This window comes from Kitasatospora sp. NPDC056731 (assembly GCF_040687675.1).
Taxonomy (GTDB): domain Bacteria; phylum Actinomycetota; class Actinomycetes; order Streptomycetales; family Streptomycetaceae; genus Kitasatospora.
Window position 1 is genome coordinate 15,836 of sequence record NZ_JBFBNR010000052.1, and the last position, 20,091, is coordinate 35,926.

Annotated in this window: 22 protein-coding genes; 16 read left to right on the forward strand and 6 right to left on the reverse strand. The window is 69.8% G+C overall.

Annotated elements, in window-relative coordinates; genetic code table 11:
* Positions 1–31 precede the first annotated feature (31 nt).
* The 7 genes from cas3 (at position 32) to AB0R04_RS33530 (ending at position 6,965) form a co-directional block, all read left to right on the forward strand.
* Entirely contained in the window at positions 32–1,867 is a 1,836-nt protein-coding gene (gene cas3, locus AB0R04_RS33500) for a CRISPR-associated helicase Cas3' (RefSeq protein ID WP_363377360.1), read from the forward strand.
* Positions 1,868–2,241: 374 nt separating this feature from the next.
* Positions 2,242–2,571, forward strand: a complete 330-nt coding sequence (locus AB0R04_RS33505) for a hypothetical protein (protein ID WP_363377361.1) — start codon at positions 2,242–2,244, stop codon at positions 2,569–2,571.
* Complete coding sequence (locus AB0R04_RS33510) at positions 2,568–4,220, forward strand: alpha/beta hydrolase (RefSeq protein WP_363377362.1); 1,653 nt, start codon at positions 2,568–2,570, stop codon at positions 4,218–4,220. Before AB0R04_RS33505 ends, AB0R04_RS33510 begins: the two co-directional genes overlap by 4 nt.
* A gap of 191 nt (positions 4,221–4,411) precedes the next feature.
* Positions 4,412–4,864 carry a hypothetical protein gene (locus AB0R04_RS33515; protein ID WP_363377363.1) on the forward strand — a complete coding sequence of 151 codons (453 nt, stop codon included), beginning with the start codon at positions 4,412–4,414 and terminating at the stop codon, positions 4,862–4,864.
* Positions 4,865–5,429: 565 nt separating this feature from the next.
* A complete protein-coding gene (locus AB0R04_RS33520; protein WP_363377364.1) occupies positions 5,430–5,708 on the forward strand; it encodes a hypothetical protein in 279 nt (92 codons plus the stop codon).
* 230 nt (positions 5,709–5,938) lie between these two features.
* Positions 5,939–6,409: a hypothetical protein gene (locus AB0R04_RS33525; protein ID WP_363377365.1), complete on the forward strand. Its 471-nt coding sequence runs from the start codon at positions 5,939–5,941 to the stop codon at positions 6,407–6,409.
* Between the two features lie 148 nt (positions 6,410–6,557).
* Entirely contained in the window at positions 6,558–6,965 is a 408-nt protein-coding gene (locus AB0R04_RS33530) for a hypothetical protein (protein WP_363377366.1), read from the forward strand.
* 242 nt (positions 6,966–7,207) lie between these two features.
* Here AB0R04_RS33530 and AB0R04_RS33535 read toward each other — a convergent pair whose 3' ends face one another.
* A complete protein-coding gene (locus AB0R04_RS33535; protein WP_363377367.1) occupies positions 7,208–7,798 on the reverse strand; it encodes a TetR/AcrR family transcriptional regulator in 591 nt (196 codons plus the stop codon).
* Positions 7,799–7,885: 87 nt separating this feature from the next.
* On the opposite strand from AB0R04_RS33535, the gene AB0R04_RS33540 reads away from it, so the two are divergent.
* The 6 genes from AB0R04_RS33540 (at position 7,886) to AB0R04_RS33565 (ending at position 11,772) form a co-directional block, all read left to right on the forward strand.
* Positions 7,886–8,311 (forward strand): nuclear transport factor 2 family protein, encoded by a 426-nt coding sequence (locus tag AB0R04_RS33540; protein WP_363377368.1) that lies wholly within the window; start codon positions 7,886–7,888, stop codon positions 8,309–8,311.
* Positions 8,308–9,156 (forward strand): NAD(P)H-binding protein, encoded by an 849-nt coding sequence (locus AB0R04_RS33545; protein WP_363377369.1) that lies wholly within the window; start codon positions 8,308–8,310, stop codon positions 9,154–9,156. The genes AB0R04_RS33540 and AB0R04_RS33545 overlap by 4 nt, the downstream gene beginning before the upstream one ends.
* 711 nt (positions 9,157–9,867) lie before the next feature.
* A complete protein-coding gene (locus tag AB0R04_RS33550; RefSeq protein WP_159398741.1) occupies positions 9,868–10,254 on the forward strand; it encodes a hypothetical protein in 387 nt (128 codons plus the stop codon).
* A 637-nt stretch (positions 10,255–10,891) separates the two neighbouring features.
* The gene (locus AB0R04_RS33555) at positions 10,892–11,113 is read left to right on the forward strand and encodes a hypothetical protein (protein WP_363377370.1); all 222 of its coding nucleotides are present in this window, start codon (positions 10,892–10,894) and stop codon (positions 11,111–11,113) included.
* Positions 11,114–11,359: 246 nt separating this feature from the next.
* On the forward strand, positions 11,360–11,623 hold the full coding sequence (locus AB0R04_RS33560; RefSeq protein ID WP_363377371.1) for a hypothetical protein: 264 nt from the start codon (positions 11,360–11,362) through the stop codon (positions 11,621–11,623).
* Positions 11,620–11,772, forward strand: a complete 153-nt coding sequence (locus tag AB0R04_RS33565; RefSeq protein WP_363377394.1) for a hypothetical protein — start codon at positions 11,620–11,622, stop codon at positions 11,770–11,772. The genes AB0R04_RS33560 and AB0R04_RS33565 overlap by 4 nt, the downstream gene beginning before the upstream one ends.
* A 47-nt stretch (positions 11,773–11,819) precedes the next feature.
* Here AB0R04_RS33565 and AB0R04_RS33570 read toward each other — a convergent pair whose 3' ends face one another.
* Positions 11,820–12,668: a nucleoside-diphosphate kinase gene (locus tag AB0R04_RS33570; RefSeq protein ID WP_363377372.1), complete on the reverse strand. Its 849-nt coding sequence runs from the start codon at positions 12,666–12,668 to the stop codon at positions 11,820–11,822.
* A gap of 161 nt (positions 12,669–12,829) precedes the next feature.
* Between AB0R04_RS33570 and AB0R04_RS33575 the strand changes: the two genes are divergently transcribed.
* Positions 12,830–13,327: a hypothetical protein gene (locus tag AB0R04_RS33575; protein ID WP_363377374.1), complete on the forward strand. Its 498-nt coding sequence runs from the start codon at positions 12,830–12,832 to the stop codon at positions 13,325–13,327.
* Positions 13,328–14,173: 846 nt separating this feature from the next.
* Positions 14,174–14,383: a hypothetical protein gene (locus AB0R04_RS33580; RefSeq protein WP_363377375.1), complete on the forward strand. Its 210-nt coding sequence runs from the start codon at positions 14,174–14,176 to the stop codon at positions 14,381–14,383.
* A gap of 85 nt (positions 14,384–14,468) precedes the next feature.
* Here AB0R04_RS33580 and AB0R04_RS33585 read toward each other — a convergent pair whose 3' ends face one another.
* The 3 genes from AB0R04_RS33585 to AB0R04_RS33595 form a co-directional block, all read right to left on the reverse strand.
* Positions 14,469–14,909, reverse strand: a complete 441-nt coding sequence (locus tag AB0R04_RS33585) for a hypothetical protein (protein ID WP_363377376.1) — start codon at positions 14,907–14,909, stop codon at positions 14,469–14,471.
* A 345-nt stretch (positions 14,910–15,254) separates the two neighbouring features.
* Positions 15,255–15,758 (reverse strand): hypothetical protein, encoded by a 504-nt coding sequence (locus AB0R04_RS33590; RefSeq protein ID WP_363377377.1) that lies wholly within the window; start codon positions 15,756–15,758, stop codon positions 15,255–15,257.
* Between the two features lie 270 nt (positions 15,759–16,028).
* Positions 16,029–16,658 carry a hypothetical protein gene (locus AB0R04_RS33595; RefSeq protein WP_363377378.1) on the reverse strand — a complete coding sequence of 210 codons (630 nt, stop codon included), beginning with the start codon at positions 16,656–16,658 and terminating at the stop codon, positions 16,029–16,031.
* 180 nt (positions 16,659–16,838) lie between these two features.
* On the opposite strand from AB0R04_RS33595, the gene AB0R04_RS33600 reads away from it, so the two are divergent.
* The gene (locus AB0R04_RS33600; protein ID WP_363377379.1) at positions 16,839–16,964 is read left to right on the forward strand and encodes a hypothetical protein; all 126 of its coding nucleotides are present in this window, start codon (positions 16,839–16,841) and stop codon (positions 16,962–16,964) included.
* 73 nt (positions 16,965–17,037) lie between these two features.
* Here AB0R04_RS33600 and AB0R04_RS33605 read toward each other — a convergent pair whose 3' ends face one another.
* Positions 17,038–17,868 (reverse strand): hypothetical protein, encoded by an 831-nt coding sequence (locus tag AB0R04_RS33605; protein ID WP_363377380.1) that lies wholly within the window; start codon positions 17,866–17,868, stop codon positions 17,038–17,040.
* Positions 17,869–20,091: the final 2,223 nt, after the last annotated feature.

The following is a 20,091-nucleotide window of genomic DNA, read 5'->3' on the forward strand; positions in this document are numbered from 1 at the left end:
CTGTTCCCCGACATCAAGGACCCCCTACCCGTTGCAGGCCGACGTCGCGAAGCGACTCAAGGACCTGGTGGACGGGCCGGGCCTGGTGCTCGTCACCGCGCCGACCGGCGACGGGAAGACCGAGACCGCCCTGTTCGCCGCCCGGGTCCTGGGCGCGGCGGCCGGGGCCGGCGGTCTGGCGGTGCTGCTGCCCACGATGGCGACCATCGATGCGATGTGGCGCCGGGTGAAGAAGTTCACCGCCCGCGCCGCCGAGGTCGGGACTCCGGTGACGCTGCTGCACTCGATGGCGTGGCTGAACGAGGACTACGACCCGGAACGCGACGAGGTGGTGGCGGACGGCTGCGCGTCGACGGAGGCCGCGCAGTGGCTGCGCGGGCCGCACCGGGGGCTGGCCGCCGGGGTCGCGGTCGGCACGTGGGACCAGGCGGCGCTCGCGGCTCTGCCGGTCCGGTTCAACGTCCTGCGGTGGCTGGGCCTGTCGGGGAAGACCCTGGTCATCGACGAGGCTCACAGCTACGACGCGTACGGACACCGGCTGACGCAGCGGCTGCTGGAGTGGTGCGGTCACCTGGGAATCCCGATGGTGCTGCTGTCGGCGACCCTGACCGGCCGCACCGCCACCGACCTCGTCGACGCCTACCGGTCCGGCGCCGGCCACAAGAACGCGGAGCCGATCGCCTCCCCCTACCCCGGCTGGGTCCACGTCTCCGCCTCGACCGGCAACGTCACCCCGCACGGGCCACTGCCCACCACCCGGGAACGCGACGTCGCCGTCGACCACCACACCACCCGCCACACCCACGACCCGGAAGTGCCCGGCGGCCGCGCCGCCCGGATCGTGTCAGAGCTCCAGCCCGCCGCCGCCGGCACGGGCTGCGCGCTGGTGGTGTGCAACGTCGTCGCCGATGCCCAGGCGACCAGGCGGATGCTCGCGGAGCGCTGGGGTGAGGACGGCCCGCAGATCGTTCTCCTGCACGCCCGGCTACCGATGTGGCAGCGGATCGAGCGCACCGACCTGATCGAGGGCATGGTCGGGTCGAAGGGCGTCCGCCCGGCCCGGCCGCTCGTGGTCGTCGCGACCCAAGTCGTCGAGCAGTCCCTCGACTGGGACTTCGACCTGGTCGTCTCCGACCTCGCCCCGATGAGCCTGCTCCTCCAGCGTGCCGGGCGCTGCCACCGTCACGACCACCCGCGGCCGGCCTGGGCGCCGGGCCCTCGACTGGTGGTCCTGTCCCCGCCGGGCGGCGCGCCCGCCCCGCACTGGGGCGACGTCTACGACCTTTCCCTGCTCCGCCGGACCTGCGACACGCTCCGTGGGCTGGACGGTCCGATCGCGATCCCGGGCGCGGTTCCCGGTCTGATCGCCGACGTGTACGACGCCGCCTGGGACCCTGCCCAGATGAACTCCGACGACGCGCAGCGCCTGGCCAGGGAACAGGCCCAAGCCGCGGCCGCCGACATGGCGATGATCCCGCCACCGGACCGGGTCAAGGACCTGTACCCGCTGACGTCCGTCCTGGACCCGGACCTCGCCGTGACCCGCCTGGGCGGTGAGTCGAAGCGCATCCTGCCCGTTTGGCCCGACGGTGACGGCTGGATCTTCGTCACCGCCGATGGCCCGGCCAAGCTGCCCCACCACCCGGACAAGGACGGCGTCCGTGTCGTCATCCTCTCCACCGTCCAGGTCCGGTCGACCTGGCTCACCGGCGCCGGAGCGGAAACCCATCCGCCGGCCCCGTGGCAGGACATCCCCGCACTACGCGACATCGCCCTGATCCCCCATCATCGGGAGACCGGCGGATGGCGTGCCCCCGACGGACGGACGATCCGTCTGGACCCCCTGGACGGCATCATCCGGGAATGACCTTCGAGAGGATCTCGTGCTGGAACGTTGTGGATCCGCAGCCCTCCCCAACGAGTGGATGCATGAAGACACCGGCTGGTGACCGCTACCACCCCGCTGGGCGTCGCCGCCGCCGACACATCGGTGCTGCCAGGGCTCGCCAGCTGCTGCGGCGCCGGAGTCTCGTGAACATCCATGAGCTTGCCGATCGCCGGCTGCCGCCGCACGCAGTGAACAAACGCTGCTGCTGAACATGAACAAAGCCATGCAGAGGAACCATATCGCTAGAACCAGACTAATTGCCCTATAGCGGTTGAGTATCTGCACGGATAGAGATCGGCTGATTACCGAAATAGGCTCCCTGCTGACTGAAGATCTGTCGGGAGGGGAAAGCAGTGGGGCATCTGAAAGTCGATCCGGGTGAGATCCGCATGTCCGCAGGCGTGGTGCGGGCCATCAGCGAGGACTTCGCGAAGCCTTGCCAAGCGGCCGTCACCACCAGCCAGACAGCTTCCGGTCAGCTGACGGGCTGGTCGGTGGCCGCCCGGCTCGGCCAGGTGGCGGGCAACTGGGCACCCGTGCTGACGGGCGTCGGCGACCGTCTCAAGAAGACGGCCGACAACCTCACCGCCACGGCGCAGGCCTACACGAGCAACGAGAACGCCAACGCCGACGTGTGGCAGAAGCAGAGGATCGGCGAGGCATGGGAGAAACCGGGCCAGTGAACCTGTACGAGCTGCTGCTCCGGTTCGATCCGACCGGGCTGCACGACGCTGCCAAGGCCTGGCGGGCCCTGTCCAACGGGGCCCAGGCCGCCGACAGCCGGCACCGCAACCAGGTGAACGGGCCGCTGAGAAACGGGAACTGGGAAGGGGAGGACGCGCAGAAGGCGTTCTACACCCTGGGCCGAACCGAGCAGATCCTGGAGATCGTCCGGGTCGAGTCCGCCGCTGTCGCGCTCACTCTGGACACCGTCGCCGACCGGATGTACCAGGCGCAGACCAATCTGAAGAACGCTGTGCACCGCGCGGAGGAGTGGGGTCTGACCGTCGGCGCCGACGGGATCGTAAACCTGCCGGCGCTGAGCAAGGGTGAGCAGAACGACCCCGAGGCCAGGTCCAACCCGGAGCGCAAGGCGCTGGCCGATTTGTGTACGCAGGCCCAGGGGCGGATCAACAAGGCGCTGGCCGACGCGAAAGAGGCGAGCGACAAGGGCGACCATGCCCTCGGGCGCCTCGACGCCGACATCCTGACCAGGCCGAGGACGTTCGGCTCCACCGCCGAGACCGCCACCGACGTGAAGAACGTGGCGAAGGACCTCGGCCTCGCCGATCCGTACGTTCCCGACAACAAGGACCCGCAGAAGTCCGCCGACTGGTGGAAGTCCCTGACCCCGGAGCAGCAGAGCAGTTATCTCGCGCTCTACCCGGACAAGGTGGGGCAGCTGGACGGTCTGCCTTCGGCGGTCCGGGACGAGGCGAACCGGCTGGCCCTGGACCAGGAACTGGACGGGCTGAGGTCCGGTACCGCGCGGGGAAGCGGAATCGACGAGGGGGAGTGGAACATCCGCGAGCAGAATCTGATGAAGCTCAAGGAGCAGCTCGACCAGCACGACAGCGCGGTCGGGGACAAGCAGTTGTTCCTGCTTTCCTTCGATTCCAAGTCCTACGGTGGTGACGGCAAGGCGGTCATCGCCATGGGCAATCCCGATACCGCCGACCACACCGCGGTCCTGGTGCCGGGGACGGGAACGACGATCGCCGGCACGGGGGGCCAGCTCGAGCGCGTCAACAGCATGCAGGAGGCCGCGAAGGAGGAGTCGAAGGGGACGAACCAGAAGGTGTCGGTGATCTCCTGGCTCGGGTACGACGCCCCTGAGATCCCGGTCGTGCAGGAGGCGAACTTCGGTGTCGTCGGGACGACCCGGGCCGAGGACGGGGCTGCGGCTTTGCGTCAGTTCACCCAGGGCACCCGGGTCGCCCAGGACGGCGTCGGCAACCACAGCCACCTCTCGGTCTTCAGCCACAGCTACGGGACGACGCTCGTCGGTGCGGCTGCCGCAGGAGGGCAGGGGCTGGGAGCCGACGACATCGTCGCCGTTGCGAGCCCCGGAATGACCGTCCAGCGTGCCGACCAGCTCCACATCGACCCCAACCACTTCTGGACCGGCAGAGCAGCAGACGACAACATCAAAATCGCCACAGGACTCACCCTCGGCGACGACCCGATGAACACCCCGTTCGGCGGGCAGAACTTCCAGGTCGACACCTCCGGGCACAGCGGGTATTGGGATGCCGGCAGCAAAAGCCTCGACAACCAGGGCCGCATCATCGTCGGGAAGCCCCCGGCCACGGTTCCCAAAAACCACGATTAGCCCGGCAGCCTCCCCCGTGACCACCGGAGCCGGGCCGGCCACGGTCCGGCTGCGCCCGGTCCTCACACCGCCCCGGCCACAAGGATTTCACCATGCCCTACTTGCCACGACCCGCCGCACGCCCCGCCGGAGCCCGGCGCCTGGGTGCTGCCGCGCTAGCACTCTGCCTGCCCCTGATTCTCGGAGGATGCATGTCCACACCCGGCCCGAACGACCCACTGCCCGTCAAAGCTCGCCGGGACGCCCAGGACTGGGCCCAGCACATGACCGAGTACATGGCGCAGACTGCCGGAGCCACCCTCGATGCCGGAAGCGTCGAACCGAAATTCAGCAACTGTGTCGGCAAGAACGACGAGGTCCGCGAGGACGGCCGGTACAAGCTGACGTACGTGGCCTACAGCTCCGCCCCGCTCGAACAGCACCCGCAGGCCGTCCGCAAGGTCCGCGCGATGCTCGAACAGCAGGGCTTCAAGATCGATGGCTACCGCGAGACCACCGACAGCAAGGTGGACACTGTCCTCGACGCATCGCAGGAATCGAGCCAGTACCTGGTCACGGTCGAGACCACGACTGGAGGACTTCTCCTCTTCCGGGTCAGGACACCCTGCCTGATGCCCCCCACTTCGTCGCCGACTTCTCACTGACCCGGGAACGAAAGGGCCCAGCCCGGTGCCTCCCGCGGCCGGGCTCCTGGGGCGCTCCGTCCCCGCGGTCCCGGCTGACCTCGGCGGTACGCGGCGCGCTGAATAAGGCCGCCCGCGAGCGCTCCGCCACCTCCTGGTCCCACCTGAGCCGCCACCTCGGCAGTGCCCTGCCCGACCTCCACCCCGACGACCTGCTTCAGGTCCTGCTCTGGGTAGAAGACACCACCGCCGCCGGCGAACCGCTGCTCTCCTCCCTGCTCGCCGCCGGCGACACCCAGCACCCGGCCCTCTACCGTGAACTGGCCGCCCGCCTCGGCCGACAGGTACCCACCAACACCAACGAGACCCGCGTGCACTGGCAGACCGAAGTCCTCCGCCTTCACCAGCAGTTCCGACACCGCTGACCGACCGCGGTGCCCGGTCAGCTGCTGTCGGGGAGGAACTGCCATCAAGCGGCCCAGCCCGGCCTGGGCGCCGGCACCGGTTGCCCCTCGGCACCGCTGCCCTGTACCGCCCGGCGAAGCCACCGTCGACCTGCAACCCCGCCTCTTGGATCGGAGCGAAGATGACCCCTCAGCCGCAACCGGCCCCGGAACCGCCGGCACAGCCGCCGATCACCGCGAGCGTCACCGTCTCCGGGGTGGAGGCGCAGATCCTGCGGGACCTGGCCGCCGTACTCGGCCGCACCCCGGAAGAGCTGGCGATCGAACACGCCGCTGGCGTCCTGCCGATCCCCGCCGAGCCGCTGGTGGGCTGGGCCCTGTTCGACGGCCCGCCCGACCTGGCCGCATTGGTGACCTGGCCGCCGTCGCCGAGGTCATCGCCACCTATCGCCACCGCCTGACCCTGCGCACCAGCCCCGAGGCCATGGACTCCCTCGCCACGTCGATCGGCGGCCAGCAGTGGACGATGCGGTCGCCGGTGTCGGAGGCCGGGTTAATGCGGGCGGTGTAGTCGTCGACCTCGGGGGCATGGGCGCCCATCGCCCTACCCGGCCCGGCCCGAGCGTCTCGTAGCGGGACCGCGTGCGAGACTGCCGCATCACCACAGGAGTGGCGTGTTAAGGAGATGACCATGACCACCAGCGGTACGACTGGCAACACCCAGCAGACGGCTCTCGACGGGCCGATCAGGGAATACATCTGCGAGCTCCTGCGCGCCAACCTGGCAGCCGAGGAGGCGCGCGAGGGAGAGATCCGGCGCCTCGAAGAGACCGGACACCGGATCGTGAACGGCGGTCAGACCGGAATGGACTCGTGGGAGATCACAGACTGGCGCTCAGGTGCGCTGATTGAGGCCGGTACAAACGGCCTCGATGGCTACGATGCTGCGACGGCCCGCCTAGACCCCACGGGCATGTGGTTCCACATCGACCACGTTGGCGAGGGCATTGACGAGCTCCCGGTGAGCTCCTTCGGCCTGCCCGACTCCTTGGCCGAAGCGCTGCGCGAATGGCTCTCGCTGCTTTCGACACCAGACAAGGACGTTGCGGCCGTCACGGGATGGAGTGCGGAAGAGATTCAGCGACACCGAGTCGATATCTGACACCCGCCGAGCCGCCGCTGCCGGTGCCAACCGCCAGCAAGGAGCATGGCAGAGAAGCCGACCGGCGTCGGCTTCCTGTCTGTCTGGCCGGTCTGGTCCGTGGCCCGGATTCGTTGGAAGCCTGGGCTATCGGCTGTTCTGGACGCGGGTGGCGGAGGCGCACGGCTACGACCCAACCACCCGCCGCCTGCGGATCACCGCCGACTCTCCAACCGGCCCACCACACAGCCGGTCCGGCCCCCGCTCGCCGACCACCGCGCCTACCAGGACCTGCGACGCCGGATGCGCGAGGACGGCCGCCGCCCGCCAGGCCGCAGTCGACGAGGCCGTCGCCGAACGGGAGGCCATCCTGCGCCAGCACTACAACCGGCTGCGCGAGCCCGAGGACGCCCACCGGCCCGCGATCGGGAACACCCCGACCCCGGACGCCGACCAGCACGCCCGCCATCAGCGCGAACGCCACCGCGCCGCTCTCGCCGTCGCCTGCGCCACCCGGGCCGGGGCGATCCCGCTGCGCACCACCCGCCCTGCCCTGGCCCGGTCCGGAGCGGCGTGAGCTGTAGCGAGCCTCGCTCGTTCGTGGAAAGCCGGGACAACCGCGCGGCGGTGACGGCAGGGTGGCCGCGACAACCCGTTCGCTGGCCCCGATCGGACCCACAGCAGATCAGCAGAGAGGTGGATGCGCGTGAGCGAGCAGGACTCCATGAAGACGTCTCCACCGTTAAAATGGACCGTTTGCGAGAGGCCCCGCCGATCAAGGGACTCGCCGATCCTCGATCATCCCTCGGCGGTCAACCCTTACGGTGAGCCGGAGGCCAGGACTCCGGTGACGAAGTTCGCGAACTGTGTCCGCATTTCCTCCCGCGAAATGCGCTCTTCTCCGGCCAGGTGCTCGACGAGGTCGGCTCGTGTGACGGCGAGCAGGGCGTGGGCGGTGAAGCCGCTGTCGGCCACGCTGGGGATCTGCTCCAGTACGGCTTGGAGCAGGCCGTGCCATCGCTCGTAGTGCTCCGCCCGGTACGGGCTGCTGCTCCCGCTTTCCTCCAGGGCCAGCGCGAGGCGCCGGTTGTCGAGTTTGAAGCACAGGACGGCATCGAGCAGGGCGGGTACGCGATCCCGCGGTGGGGTCGCGGGCCCCAGGGGTGGTGGGCCGGTCTCGACGGCCTGCCTGATCGGTTCGAGCCGTGCCTCGTACAGCGCGCGGAGCAGACCGGCGCGATCACCGAAGGCCCGGAAGAGCGTGCCCTTGCCGACGCCGGCCGCTGCCGCGACGTCGGCCATGGTGACGTCCTCGGGACTCTCGCGGCGAGTGAAGAGGGCGTCGGCGGCCGCGAGCACGGCCTCCCGGTTGCGGATGGCGTCCTTGCGAGACGACTGGCGTTCGGGCATGCCGCTCCTTCCATTTGTAAAACGGACCCGTGGTCCATATCGTTGAAGCGGACCCAAGGTCCGGATTCTATGTTCTGGAGGATACCCATGTCCGCACCAACCTCCCCGACGGATCTGTACCGCCACAGCCTGCGACTGCTGCTCGACAAGGACATACCCGCGTGGGTCGCCCTGTGGGCCGAGGACGGCCTCATGGAGTTCCCCTTCGCCCCCGACGGCTGGCCCCGGCGCCTGGAGGGCAAGGAGCCCATCGCCGCCTACATGCGCCACTACCCCGATCACGTTGACCTGCACGACTTCCCCGACCTGCGGATCCACCAGACCACCGATCCACAGACCATCGTGGTCGAGATGCGCGGCGTCGGCCGCCTGGTGGAGAGCGACGCTCCCTTCGACATGACCTACATCGCCGTCGTGACCGTTCGAGACGGACACATCGCCTCCTACCGCGACTACTGGAACCCCCTCGCCGTACAGGAGCCCGGCGCCGACTTCACCAGGAGCAGCCGATGACCACCGCCCGCACCACTCTGGTCATCGGTGCCACCGGCACCACCGGAAGCCGCACCGCCGCGCAGTTGACGGCCGCGGGCCACCGCGTCAAAGCTGCCAGCCGTCAGGCCACCCCGGTCGCCGGGGCTGAGCCAGTCCCCTTCGACTGGCACGACCCCACCACCCACGCGGCCGCTCTCGACGGCGTCGACCGCGTCTACCTCATACCGCCCCCGGGTGACTCCGACCCTGCGGCAATCATGCTGCCGTTCCTCCATCAGGCCCGCACCGTCGGTGTGCGCCGCGCGGTGCTGCTGAGCTCCTCGGCCATCCCCGAGGGCGGCCCGGCGGTGGGAACGGTGCACCAGGCCCTGCCCGATCTGTTCGAACAGTGGGCGGTACTGCGGCCCTCGTGGTTCATGCAGAACTTCACCGGCACACACGCGCATGCTCGCAGCATCCGCGACGAGGGCATCATCTGGACCGCCACCGAAACTGGCCGGGTCGGCTTCGTCGACGCCGAGGACATCGCGGCCGTCGCCGTGCGCGCTCTGACCGACGAGCAAGCCCCCAACACCGATCTCGTCCTCACCGGACCTGAGGCACTCAGCCACGACGACATTGCCGCAAGCATCTCCGAGGTCACCGGTCGGCCCGTCGTCCACCGCCGTCTGTCCTACAAGCAGATGCGCGATCGCCTCACGACGCAGGTACCGGTGGAGTTCGCTGCAATGCTGGCCGACATGGACCGTGCTATCGCCGGAGGGGCGGAGGACCGCACTACCGACGCCGTCCACCGGCTTACCGGTCGGCCCCCGCGCACCTTCCGGGCCCTCCTTGAGGGGGAGATGCGATGCAGCAGCTGATGTTCCAGGGCGATCTCGACCTCGACTTCGACCTCGACCCGGCGAGACTGCGCCGGCCGTCCCGCACGACACCGGGACGGCCGAACCCCCCGACCGCGGGTCCGGCCCTGCGGGCATTGTCTCCAGCGGTCGGTCACAGAGGAGTACGGGCACCGGTTTCCGGTCGAATACTCCTCAACCCCCGGACGAGCGCTCGGCCCGTTGGCCTGCTACTCGCCAGATCCTGCGTGCTCCCGATCTTCCACTTCGTCTCAACCCTTCTGGCAAAACGGGGGCGTTCCGTCGCGGGGACCACCGGTTGTCCTGCGGGTTCGTGGCCGGTCCCACTGGACCTGGTGGTATCTCACCCGTCTCAGGTGCAAGTCCGCCGATTCGCGGTGCGCGTGGCTGACAATCCCGTCGCGGGCGACGTTCTACCGCTTCGCATGGGGTTCCCCCTTCCTCATCCGGGTGTTGGCCTGCCAACCTGGGGCACGGGGACGGGCACGGTACCAGGACAGCTCGAAGACGCCTGCCCACAGCCTCTGGGCAACCGCTTCCGCCGGGTGCCCCATCGGGCACGGCCCATCGGAAGCAGGCGTCTTGCAGGTTCCGGTCTCCGATGACGAGACAGGTCCGGCCAACGGCCGGGCCACGACGGGCAATCCGGTGCGGCGGGTGCCGTCGTGCCGGCGAAGCGCACTACTCGCGCCAGACACCGAGGAGCAACGTATGAGGATCAAGGTGGGACGCCGCACCGGAACAGTCGCGGCGGCCTTGGCAATCAGCGCTGGTGTGGTGATTTCGGGGGCAGACAGCGCCGCTGCCTCCGCTTGGGTCCGAACAACCACCAGCAACTGGGTCGGTATCTACAACAACCCCAACACCTCGAGCAAGACCGGCGCGGCGGATCTGCCCCCGGGCTCCGAGATCTGGGCCGACTGCTGGCAGGTCGGCGAGAGCATCGGCAACTGGGGAGACACCTGGTACCGCGTCACCTACGTCTGGTACCCGGGCGCTTCGAACTACGTGTACTCACCGGGTTGGACGTTCGCCGGATACGTCGACAACAACGCGAACACCGTCGACCGGAACCCCAACATCCCTCGGTGTCAATGAACTTGATGCCGACCCGGGCCCCGACTCCGGCTACCGCATCAGCGTCGTGTACCGCCTGCATGAGGGCATATCGGCGATCTTGGTGACCTGGATCACCACCGTGACCTCACTCTGCATCAGCACAGGTCAAGCGACGGCCGGGCACTCCAGAGGAGGAGCCCGGCCGTCGTCATGTCAGCAACCGGCTCGGTCCGGACCCTCCCCTTCGCTCTCCCTCTCCCGGGACCCCCGCCTGCCCCGCCAACCAGGCCGGGACCGGGCGGCAACGGCAGAACCGCCGCGGACTGCAGCCGAGTGGATGGCCAGGCACGGCGTGCTCCGCCCCCGCACCCGTGGCCAGCGCCCGGCGGCGCTGGACCCGCCTACCAGCGGGGGGCTCCTCCCCCCGCACCCCCCACCAGCCCTGCGCGGGCTGGACATGCGCTGCCGCCTGCCCTGCGCCGCCGGTCCGCCGTCAGGGCCGAGGCCGGCCCCGCCGTCGGCCCGTCGCCGCACCGGCCGGACCGTGGACGGTCCGGCACTGGGCTTCCCTATCAAGTCACCATGTTGAAGTTCGGAAAAGTGGTACCGGGCCGCGAGGAGAACCTCATCGGGCTCTTCACAGACGGGCGGACGCCCGCTCGTCATCACCGACGACATGCTGCACACCGTGCTGCGACGCCGGACAGCGGGCGAGTCCGTCGAGAAGATCCGCTCAGACCTGATCACCCCCACCGGCAAGCGCAAGGGCCAGGACCCGGGCCTGGCCAGCATCTACCGGGCGCTGGCTGAGCACGAGAAGCGCCAGGCGTACCCGGAAGCCGTCGAGCAAGCCCACGCCGACTTCGTCACCCTCACCCAGCATCTTCACCAGAAGTGACAGTCAGTCACTCTCTGATACTTGTCAGGTGGCGGCAGCCATACGAGAACACGGCCGTCCGGGGCAGGGCCGTCGCCGAACGTCGGGCCCGCGCCGACCAGGCGACGCGCACTGCGGCGGTCCCGCTGCGCCCGGTCCGGCCGTCGATGGCCTGTACCGGTGCCGCGTGAGCGGGATCGGCCCGCGGCCCGCTCGCCGACCGCTACCGTCGACCTGCAGCCCCACCTCTTGGGCGGAGCAACCCTGATGAGCCCTCAGTCGGAACCGGCCCCGGAACCGCCGGCACAGCCGCCGATCACCGCGAGCGTCACCGTGTCCGGGGTGGAGGCGCAGATCCTGCGGGACCTGGCCGCCGTGCTCGGCCGTACCCCGGAGGAGCTGGCGATCGAGCACGCCGCCGGCCTTCTGCCGATCCCCACCAAGCCGCTGGTGGACTGGGCGTTGTTCGACGGGCCCCCGGACCTGGCCGCCAGCGCCGACGAGTGGATGCACGAAGGCACCGGCCGGTGACCGACACCGCACCGCTGGGCGTCGCGGTCGCCGACACCTGGAACTCCGGCGTCGTCGAAGGCCACGTCAACCGGATCAAGATGCTCAAGCGCCAGATGTTCGGCCGCGCAGGCTTCCAGCTCCTTCGCAAGCGCGTCCTATTGGCGTGACAGAGCGGCGCTGTACCGCGAGCGCCGAGGCCAGCAGCGATCACGGCTCATGGGGTGTCAGCACACAGCGTCAAGTGACGCAGCGTCGTATATGCGAGGTATCCGTGCCATGAGTCCACCGCCGGAACCTGGCGGGCGAACTGCACGTAGGAAGTGGTCCCGCCCAGCACGCCGGTCAGCACCTCGCCATCTTCGCCTCCGGCTCGCTGTGCGGCGCGGGTGCAGGCCATCAGGGCGGCGCCGACTGCCGGGTGGGACGGGCCGTGGGAGTCGGCAGGCCAGTCGATGGGCCGTACCACCTCCGGTCCCAGCCAGGCGGCCAGGACGTCCGCCACAGTGGTCCACAGTTTGAACGGGCGCAGTAGGTGCGGTGTCTGGGCTATTCCATCCGGCCTGGCACCGCTCGGTCCCAGGAGTTCAATGAGAGGGCGATCGAAGAGGGCCCGGGCGTCCCGGTCGAGGCTATCGGTGTCTTTGGTTGCGTGAACCAGGTTGAAGACGGGGTTCAGGGCCCCGAAATCGCCGCGCAGAGTTCCCGGTCGGGCCCGGTGGGGAAGGGCATCCCCTGTGAACTGGCCCGCGAGCTCGGCTGCAGCCGAGCTTTCGCCCGAGGACCGGCTGCCCTCCCGCTCCAGGAGCAAGGCGTGCGCCGGCCCCAAGCCGTAAAACACCTCGCTCAGCTGCCGATCGATTCGGCCTCCGGAGTGGGTGTCCGCGTCGAGGATGAGCTGGTGCTCCGGGCTCAGGACCAGCTCCCGGAACCCTCGTAGCTTGTAGCCCCGGTCGCCTGTCCAGAGGGAGATGAGCCGAGTGAGGTGCTGGGCCACGCCGTCTGGTTTGACTATGAGAAGGGCGAAGCGGCCCGGTTCGAGCAAGGAGGACTCCTGCGCGAGCACGGTCTCATGGGCGCTCCGACTGTACCTGGAGCCCAGGCCAAGCCAATTCGTGACTCTGCGCGGCCATTTCACGAAGTTGAGCCAGAACCCGTTCTCGTGAACAAAGCCACCCGGCTCAAATCGCGTCGCTCTATACCGGAGTGGGCGGCTACGCTCGCGCCATGGAGCTGGAGCAGGTACTGGAACCGCTGCGTCGGGTGCTGCTGGAGCGCGGGACCGCCGGCTATCCGGAGACGGTCTCCGCGGCGGTGGAGGCTGCCCGGACGGCACTGGCTGGCGGGGCGGACACCCCGAGCCTGTGGGAGCTCGGCGTGCTGCCCGAGGAGGAAGTTCTGGAGGCGCGCCGGCTGCTGGCCGAGCTGGAGCAGGAACTCTGGCCGGCGCTGCGGCTGCCTGCCACCCTCGAGGCCCGCGACCGGGCACTGGCCCAGTACTGCCTGCGGGACCTGCTGGACGGCCGCGTCGATCCGTTGGTGGCGGCCGAGCGGATCGGCTTCGAGCTGTGCCCCGCCGACGACCCCGACTCGCCGCTGCGGCCGGTCCGCCGATGGCTGTATCTCGCGGAGGACCAACAGGAGCACTGCGGCGGGCTGACGAAGGACCTGGTGGCCGAACTGCACGACCTGGCCGCCCAGCTGCTGGCCGGGCCGCTGTCCTGACTGCCGGGACGAACAGGATCTGCTGAGTCGCACCACACCACCGAAGGAGCGCCGCAACCGCGGCGGTGAGCTGCTACAGGTAGCAGCGTGCAGGCCTCATGGAGGGGGCTACGCTGCGGCCATGCCGAAGATCAGGTTGAACAACGACAACGAGAAGATCCTTGGGATCTGGGTCGAACCATGGGGCGAGGACTACTGGATGAACCCCAAGGAACAGTTCACTATCTCCACCGAGACCCCCCGAGGGAGTGCAGTCCGACGAAGCGCCTTTCGAGGTCGTCTTCCATGACGAAGGCGTCAGTCTCTATGTCAACATCGGCAATTGGGCCGTGGTCACGGATCAGTCGGGCTCTGAGCTGGAATGCGGCCACCAGCGCCCCCTCGAAGTCTTCCGCGCCTGGACTGAGTCGGCCGAAGCCGCTGCCCAGCGAACCGCCGAGTCACCCACTCTCCGCGATATGACCCGTGAGCACGCCGATCACATGCGCTGGGCACTGACACAAGCCGAAGTTGCCACCCGACAAGACCAGGCAGGTCTCTCTCAGAGCACACGCCGAGCCGATAGTTAAACGACAAGGTCAGATCCTGTTTCGGAACTTCCTGCTGGAGGGCGGCGACCTTGCGGGCTGGACGTCGTTGCCTGACAAGGTTCGGCCGGTGGTGCCCTGTGAAGCCGGTGGTAGCCGACCGGCGGTAGCGCCCGCAGGGCTACGTGCGGGGCGATGCCGACGACGACCACCGCCTGGTCGAGCACGACCGTGAGCGTGTGCCCGGGTTTCCCGCGCCGTTACGCCAGTGCGCGAAGCCCGGCGGTGGCTCGTCCCCGGGCGTCATGCTGGCCAGCCCATGACGGCGCGGGCCCTCCAGACGATCCTCAGAGACGCCGGCATCACGCCCGGCGCCGGCCGTGCCGAGGCGCTGCGCCGGTTCGTCGCGCACACTCCGCCGCCCGTGGCCGCGAAGGCGCTGGGCTACACCGACTTCACCACCGAGCAGGCCGCGGCAGACATGGGGATCACCTGGAGCCGGTACGTCGCCGGCGACCACACTCCCTGACATCTGCAACAGCCCTCGGGGACTTCGAGGCAGCCGAATTGGCGCCGGCCTCCCTCCTCGCGATGACGCGGGTGGTGCGTCAGCGTCAGCATGCTGACTTTCTGCGGGTGCGTCGCAGGATGTCACCGCTGTGCACCGCTGCCACGACGCTGACCACAGGAGTGGAGAGGAGCGTGAGCAGCATCGGCCCGTATCCGCCGTCGGAGGCCATTGCCACGACGACGGTCTCGCCGAGATATGTCGTCCCGGCGACAATCCCAGCGAGTAGTCCTCGCAGTGAAGTGCGCCCAGCCAGCCACTCAGGTGACAGTACAAGTGCCGCACCGGTGATCGCGCCGACCAGAACGCCGACACCCAGGCTTCCGCCGACCATGATCGCCAGTCGGGAGAAACCCGGCAGGGCATGCGGCTTCATGAGGAACTGCGCGACAGCGACGCCGAGCCATAGCGAGGCGGCCAGCCCGGCAGGCACGGCTCCTATGCGGACTCCCAGTCGAACACCTCGTCGGATCACAACGGCGATCACGGCACGAACCTCCATCACTCGGCCACGTCCACTCTATGGAAATATTGAACGCGTTCAAATGGATTGCGAAGATGATGCTCGGTCGGCCGCCAAGCAGGAGCTGGGAGACTCAGCCCCAGGGGTCGCGCCAGCCGATCAAGGCGAAGCCGAACATCGCCCCATGGAGGCTTTCCGGCTCATCTTGGCCGCACCAAGCGTCTTCCAAGATCACGTCATGGCTCTTTGACGTGCACCTTGCTTGGCCCCTCCGCCCTCCGTGCGGAGGGCAGTCACCGCCCTGGATTGAAGATCTTCGATGCGTCGTGAAGTGCGGCACCGCCTGGTGGCCTATTCGGCGACGAGGTATCAGGGCGCATCGCTCGCGAGGCGGGCGAGACCGCTGTCCTCGGCCTGGCGGTCGGAGACGTAGGCCGGCACGACCTCGAGGGCGAGCGCACCGATGCCGAGCTGGGCGGCGCGCTGCTGGGTGAGCGCGTCGCGGCCGACGCTCACGTGGTGGCGCCAGGCTTCGGCGGTGATGCCGTCCGGGGCGGGGCCGGTCTCCAGCTCGGTAGCCGGGACGTCGGGGCGGGCGCGGACCTCGGCGACCGCCGCGGCGACGATCCCGCCGACCGTCTCGGCCGGGAGCACGGCGCCGCTGGCGTCCTGGTGGGCGCCGGCGAGGCGGTCGGCGATCAGGTCGGTGAGCTCCGCGGTGCGGCCCTTGAGGCCGACGACCGCGCGCACCGGCAGGACCAGGTCGGTGCTGTCCCGCGCGTGGGACACCCCGAGCTCGGACTGCACGGTGTCCTCGATCGCCTCGGCGACGGCCGTCAGGTCGAGCAGCCGGTACGCGGTCGAGCGGGGCACACCGGCCGGCCAGCTGCCCGGGGACCTGGCCGTGGGAGGTGGGGTGTGCGATCTCAACGAGGAGGCGTTCGCCGCCGTCGCCGGGGCCGTTGAACGGGGCGAGCTGTTCGCCGCCGGGCGCTTCGCAGAACTGCTCCTCATGGCCGGGTGCCTGGACGGACCAGCCCTGCTCTTCGACGCTTCCCGGGTGTCGTACCGACCGGAGCTCCGGGGCCCGCTCCCGTTGGTACCACTTCCGGCCCCCGGGTTCCACCGCCCGGTCGCGCGGCTTCAACGCGCGGTGAGGGAAGCCACGTTGCCGGTGCTCTCCACCATGGTCGGCGTGCCGCTCTCCGCGTCGACCGCGTAGACCTTCGCGCCGGTGTCGGTGGTGACGGTGATTCGGTCCGGGGCTGTCCACCGGGCGGACTTGAACGCGCCGTCGCCCGGGAACCGCCCGCGCATGCCGACCAGCGTCCAGCGGCGGGCCGACCAGCCGTCCCCGCTCTCCAGCCGGACCTTCCAGTACTGCGCCTCGGTCTCCGAGCCGCCGGAACCGTCGTGTACCACGACCAGGACACGGTCGGGCCGCCCCGGCGTGCTTGCCCGGGCCTCCGTCGCCCGGCCGAAGGTGCCGAGGCCGGCGGCGTGCAGGCCAGCCGCCGCCAGCAGCGCGATCAGTGCGAAGCCGCCGACCAGCGCGGCGCCGAGCCCGATCGTGTCCCACCGCTTACGGACCAGCACCGCGACCAGCAGGATCCCGAGCGTCAGCCCCAGCATCAGCAGCGGCCGGTTCAGCGCGTCGGCCACCCGGCCGTGCCCGCCCCACCGGCTCTCCCACCGCCCCAACACGCAGGCCGCCAGCGGCAGCAGCGCGGCCCCCGCCAGCACCCCCGCGATCGCACCTCGTCGTCGCGTCATCCCGGCCCCCCTTCGTTCGCGAACACCCTATTCGGTGGTCCCGAAAGGTCAAGCAGCGGTCAACTCCGGTCCCCGGAAACGCCGGAGGAGTGGGAAGTCAGCCTGACCGAGAAGGCCGGCCCGGACCGGTTGGAGTGCCCGCAGCGCGTCAGCGACCGGGAGACGGAGGAGTTGGGCCCGTTGGTGCTGCCCGTCCCGATGAAGCGGGAGCTGGTGGCTGTGCTGGTCTCCGTGCCGGACGATCTGTGGTGGGAGGCGCGGGTGCTGCACGCCAGGCTTTACCCGGCGAAGGACTGCAGGGAGTGACCCTTGTGGTGCGCGGACGGCGTCTGGCCGCCGTTGGGTGGCCGGCGCCTCGTGTCGCCCGGTGATGGTTGCGTCACGGGTGGGCTCGTGATGAAACGTCCTGCGGTCCCATCACCGTGCCGCTCCCAGTGGTGTTCCAAGCGCTCTCGTAGGCGGCCAGGGCGGTGCGCAGGCGCCGGCCTTCGGGGGTGTCGGGCAGGCGGAGCCGGCTGCGGCGACCGGCGAGGTCGGCGATGGCGTGGCAGAGGTGGGGCAGCAGCATGTCCTCACCACGGGCCAGGGCTGCGGTTTGCCGGTACAACTGCCGGTCGACGGCTTTCGACAGGCCGGAAGCCAGGTCGCCGACGAGCGCCTGGGCGGCGGCGACGAGCTCGCCCTCGACAGCAGCCAGGCCGAGGCCCTCGCCCGCCTGCTGCGCCCCGGCGATCCCGTCGCCGATCGGGTCGGGCTTCGCACCGATCGTGGTGGCGTCGGTGGTCTGCCTGCCGGCCTCGCCCGGGGTGCTCTCCGGACCGTCGAGAGCCTTTGGTCGGGTGGTGCGGCGAGAGGGGAGGAGTTCGTCGTAGGCGGTGGTGGTGGGCAGGGGACGGGTGTCCGGGACTAGGGCGGCCAGGACCTGCACCGGCTCGGCGGCCGGTGTGCGGTCACGGCCGAAGTCTTCGCCGCAGCCGTGACCGCCGTCCGGGACCTGCCTGAGGCTGCGGGCGTTCGCGCGCAACGCGAGCTGCACCTGCCCGGTCTCGCGGGAGCGGTCGTTCAGTTCTTCAGCCGGGAGGTCGTCGAGTTCCTCCGGCCCCGGCTGGACGTCGAGCAGGACCCGTACGCCCTGCGCACCGTCATCGTGGCGTTCACCGGCTACTGCTCCCGCGAGGAGCTCCCGGCCGTCCTGGCCCACGCCGCTCACCCGGACCCGGGTATTCGCCACTGCGTCGCCCTGGCGCTCCCCGCCCGCCTGGGAAGGCAGAGCAGCGGTGAAAGGGGTGGCCCGCGTTCGGGCCGCCCCTGGGCGCATATGGGCAGGCGTCGGCTGAGCCGCGCGTCGACGTCAGCCCGCCCCCTGGGGTGGGCTGATGTTCGATCATCTGGAGATCAGGGTTGTTGTCGGCGGGACCTCGGTTCGCTGCCCAGTTGCGGCTCTGGGTCAACGGCGAGGGCGTGGTCGAAGAGGCGGTCCGCGAAGGCGGCCGCGGACCGTACGCGGCTGATGCGCTGCCGGCCGGCAGCCCCGGTCTTCTCCGGGCGACCGGCGAGGCGCGCCGTGTGGAGCTGGGGGAACCGGAGTGCACCGGTGGCTGCTGCGGCTTCCTGACCGTGGTCGTGCAGCGGTCCGGGGAGATCGTGCAGTGGTCGGACTGGGAGGTTCCGTGGGAGGCGAACACCCCTGTGCCCTACCCTCCGCCGGAGCTCCACTTCGACGCGAGGCAGTACGACGCCGAAGTGGCTCGTGCTGAGGCGGACCGCTGGTGGCGGGTACATCCATAGCCCAGCACGGCGCGCTCCCGCCCAGCTGATGGCTCTTACCGGCCCCGCGTCCTTGGTCAACGGGGAACGCCCAGCAAGCCCAGGTGCTCTTGGGGCTCGTGAGCATTCCGGCGAGGCTGTGACCGCCTACCGCCTCCGGAACCGACGTCGAAATGCTGCCCGTTCTCGTGAACAGAGCCGGCTGAGAAGGAGGCCTGCGAGCGGATGGTCCACTGGTGGCGCCGGGCCTACCCCGGGCACACCCGCGAGGGCTACCCGCCAGTGGCGCTGGTCCTCACCGGCGCCGGCGCGACGACGCTGAACAACCGGGCCGCCCAGGTCGGTGACCTGGCTGCCGAGTTCTGGTGCGGCCAGCGCCACAGCACCCAGTACCCGGACGGCTGGGCCTGTTCTTCGGCCTTGCGTAACCGGTCGGCGAGGACGGCGCTGGCGAGTCCGGGTTCGTCCCCCGGATCTCCTTCCAGGGCAACACCAGTCTCTTCCAGGGACGTCTGGGGTGTTGGGCACCCCCTCCTGCCGGCGGGTCGTCCGGGCCCGCCGGCGTCCCGTGTGGGTGCCGGGTCCGGTTCGCCGACGATGGCGGGACCGTGGCGGCTCGGGGATCACCGACGACCCCACCGCCTCCTCGGCGGCCCGCGCTCGGTGTCTGACGCGTCGTCGGTCGGGGATGCTCCGCCGTGCCCGCTCGCCGCTGCCTCGGGGGCGTGGTTGCTCAGGTCCGCCGTCACCGTCCGGGTTCGGAGCTCGTGCGAGGACCGGTGCGTGCTGGTGGAGTGTCGGGTGTGCGGGTTGATCGCGTCATGGTCACCCCCGTTCCCGGGTTGCCGGTAGCAGTGGGTATCAGGCCTCGTCAGTGCTGCCTGGCAGGAAATTCTTCGGCGTGCTCCCGTACGGACAACCCCTCAGAGCCGTCCGCGACAGGAGGATTTCCCGTTCCGCGCGCTGATGCCGCTACCTCAGGGGTGCCTGTGTCGCGTGGCCTGCCCGCCCCGCGCCCGTATCGTGTGCGGGGCGGCGATCGCCTCTCCCGCGGCTTTGCCCAGCCCTCCTCCGAATCGCCCGGCCCCCCGCGGCTTCGCTCAGCCTTCCTCCGGCTCCATCGGTTCCTCGGGTGTTGCTGCCTCGTTCGACCAGTGTCAGTGGCTTATGAGGCAGGCGGTCCGTGAGGGTCGGGGGGTGTGGCCTGTGGGTTTTCGGCGGTACCGGCCAGGGTGTCCGGCGGCCCGGTGCCTGTCGGTGTTCTCCTCTTGTCATATCTCGGTCCGTCGTTTCCACGAGGGAAGGTCACGTGGTGCGAGCGGGTCGTTGACTGTCCGGGCGAGGATGCGTTCGTCGAGAGGTCCGAGTTCTCTGCGCAGTTCTCGGCGGGCCCGGGTCCGCAGGGCCCGGACGGCCCGTTCCAGCAGGGTTCTGACGTGGTGGTACCCGCTTCGTGGGTCCGTGTCGTCGTATCCGTACCACGGCGCCAGGTCGCGGCGCGGGCGCCGACCGGTTCGGGCCCAGCTCCCGAATGCGTGGGCGACAGTGCCAGGGTGTAGTCCGTGGGCCTGCTCGAACCGGGCGATCTGGCGGTTGGCGCCGGCCGGCGGACGGCTGCGGGCCGGCTGCGGGTGAAGCGTTGCGGCAGGTGGGACCTGATCTCGTC

Bases quoted from the DNA above. Each gene is read 5' to 3' on its own strand.
- AB0R04_RS33545 (WP_363377369.1), top strand. From the start codon at position 8,308: ATGACCACCGCCCGCACCACTCTGGTCATCGGTGCCACCGGCACCACC.
- AB0R04_RS33525 (WP_363377365.1), top strand. From the start codon at position 5,939: ATGACCACCAGCGGTACGACTGGCAACACCCAGCAGACGGCTCTCGAC.
- AB0R04_RS33540 (WP_363377368.1), top strand. From the start codon at position 7,886: ATGTCCGCACCAACCTCCCCGACGGATCTGTACCGCCACAGCCTGCGA.
- AB0R04_RS33535 (WP_363377367.1), bottom strand. From the start codon at position 7,798: ATGCCCGAACGCCAGTCGTCTCGCAAGGACGCCATCCGCAACCGGGAG.
- AB0R04_RS33550 (WP_159398741.1), top strand. From the start codon at position 9,868: ATGAGGATCAAGGTGGGACGCCGCACCGGAACAGTCGCGGCGGCCTTG.
- AB0R04_RS33515 (WP_363377363.1), top strand. From the start codon at position 4,412: ATGTCCACACCCGGCCCGAACGACCCACTGCCCGTCAAAGCTCGCCGG.
- AB0R04_RS33555 (WP_363377370.1), top strand. From the start codon at position 10,892: ATGCTGCACACCGTGCTGCGACGCCGGACAGCGGGCGAGTCCGTCGAG.
- AB0R04_RS33520 (WP_363377364.1), top strand. From the start codon at position 5,430: ATGACCCCTCAGCCGCAACCGGCCCCGGAACCGCCGGCACAGCCGCCG.
- AB0R04_RS33580 (WP_363377375.1), top strand. From the start codon at position 14,174: ATGACGGCGCGGGCCCTCCAGACGATCCTCAGAGACGCCGGCATCACG.
- AB0R04_RS33575 (WP_363377374.1), top strand. From the start codon at position 12,830: ATGGAGCTGGAGCAGGTACTGGAACCGCTGCGTCGGGTGCTGCTGGAG.
- AB0R04_RS33595 (WP_363377378.1), bottom strand. From the start codon at position 16,658: ATGACGCGACGACGAGGTGCGATCGCGGGGGTGCTGGCGGGGGCCGCG.
- AB0R04_RS33560 (WP_363377371.1), top strand. From the start codon at position 11,360: ATGAGCCCTCAGTCGGAACCGGCCCCGGAACCGCCGGCACAGCCGCCG.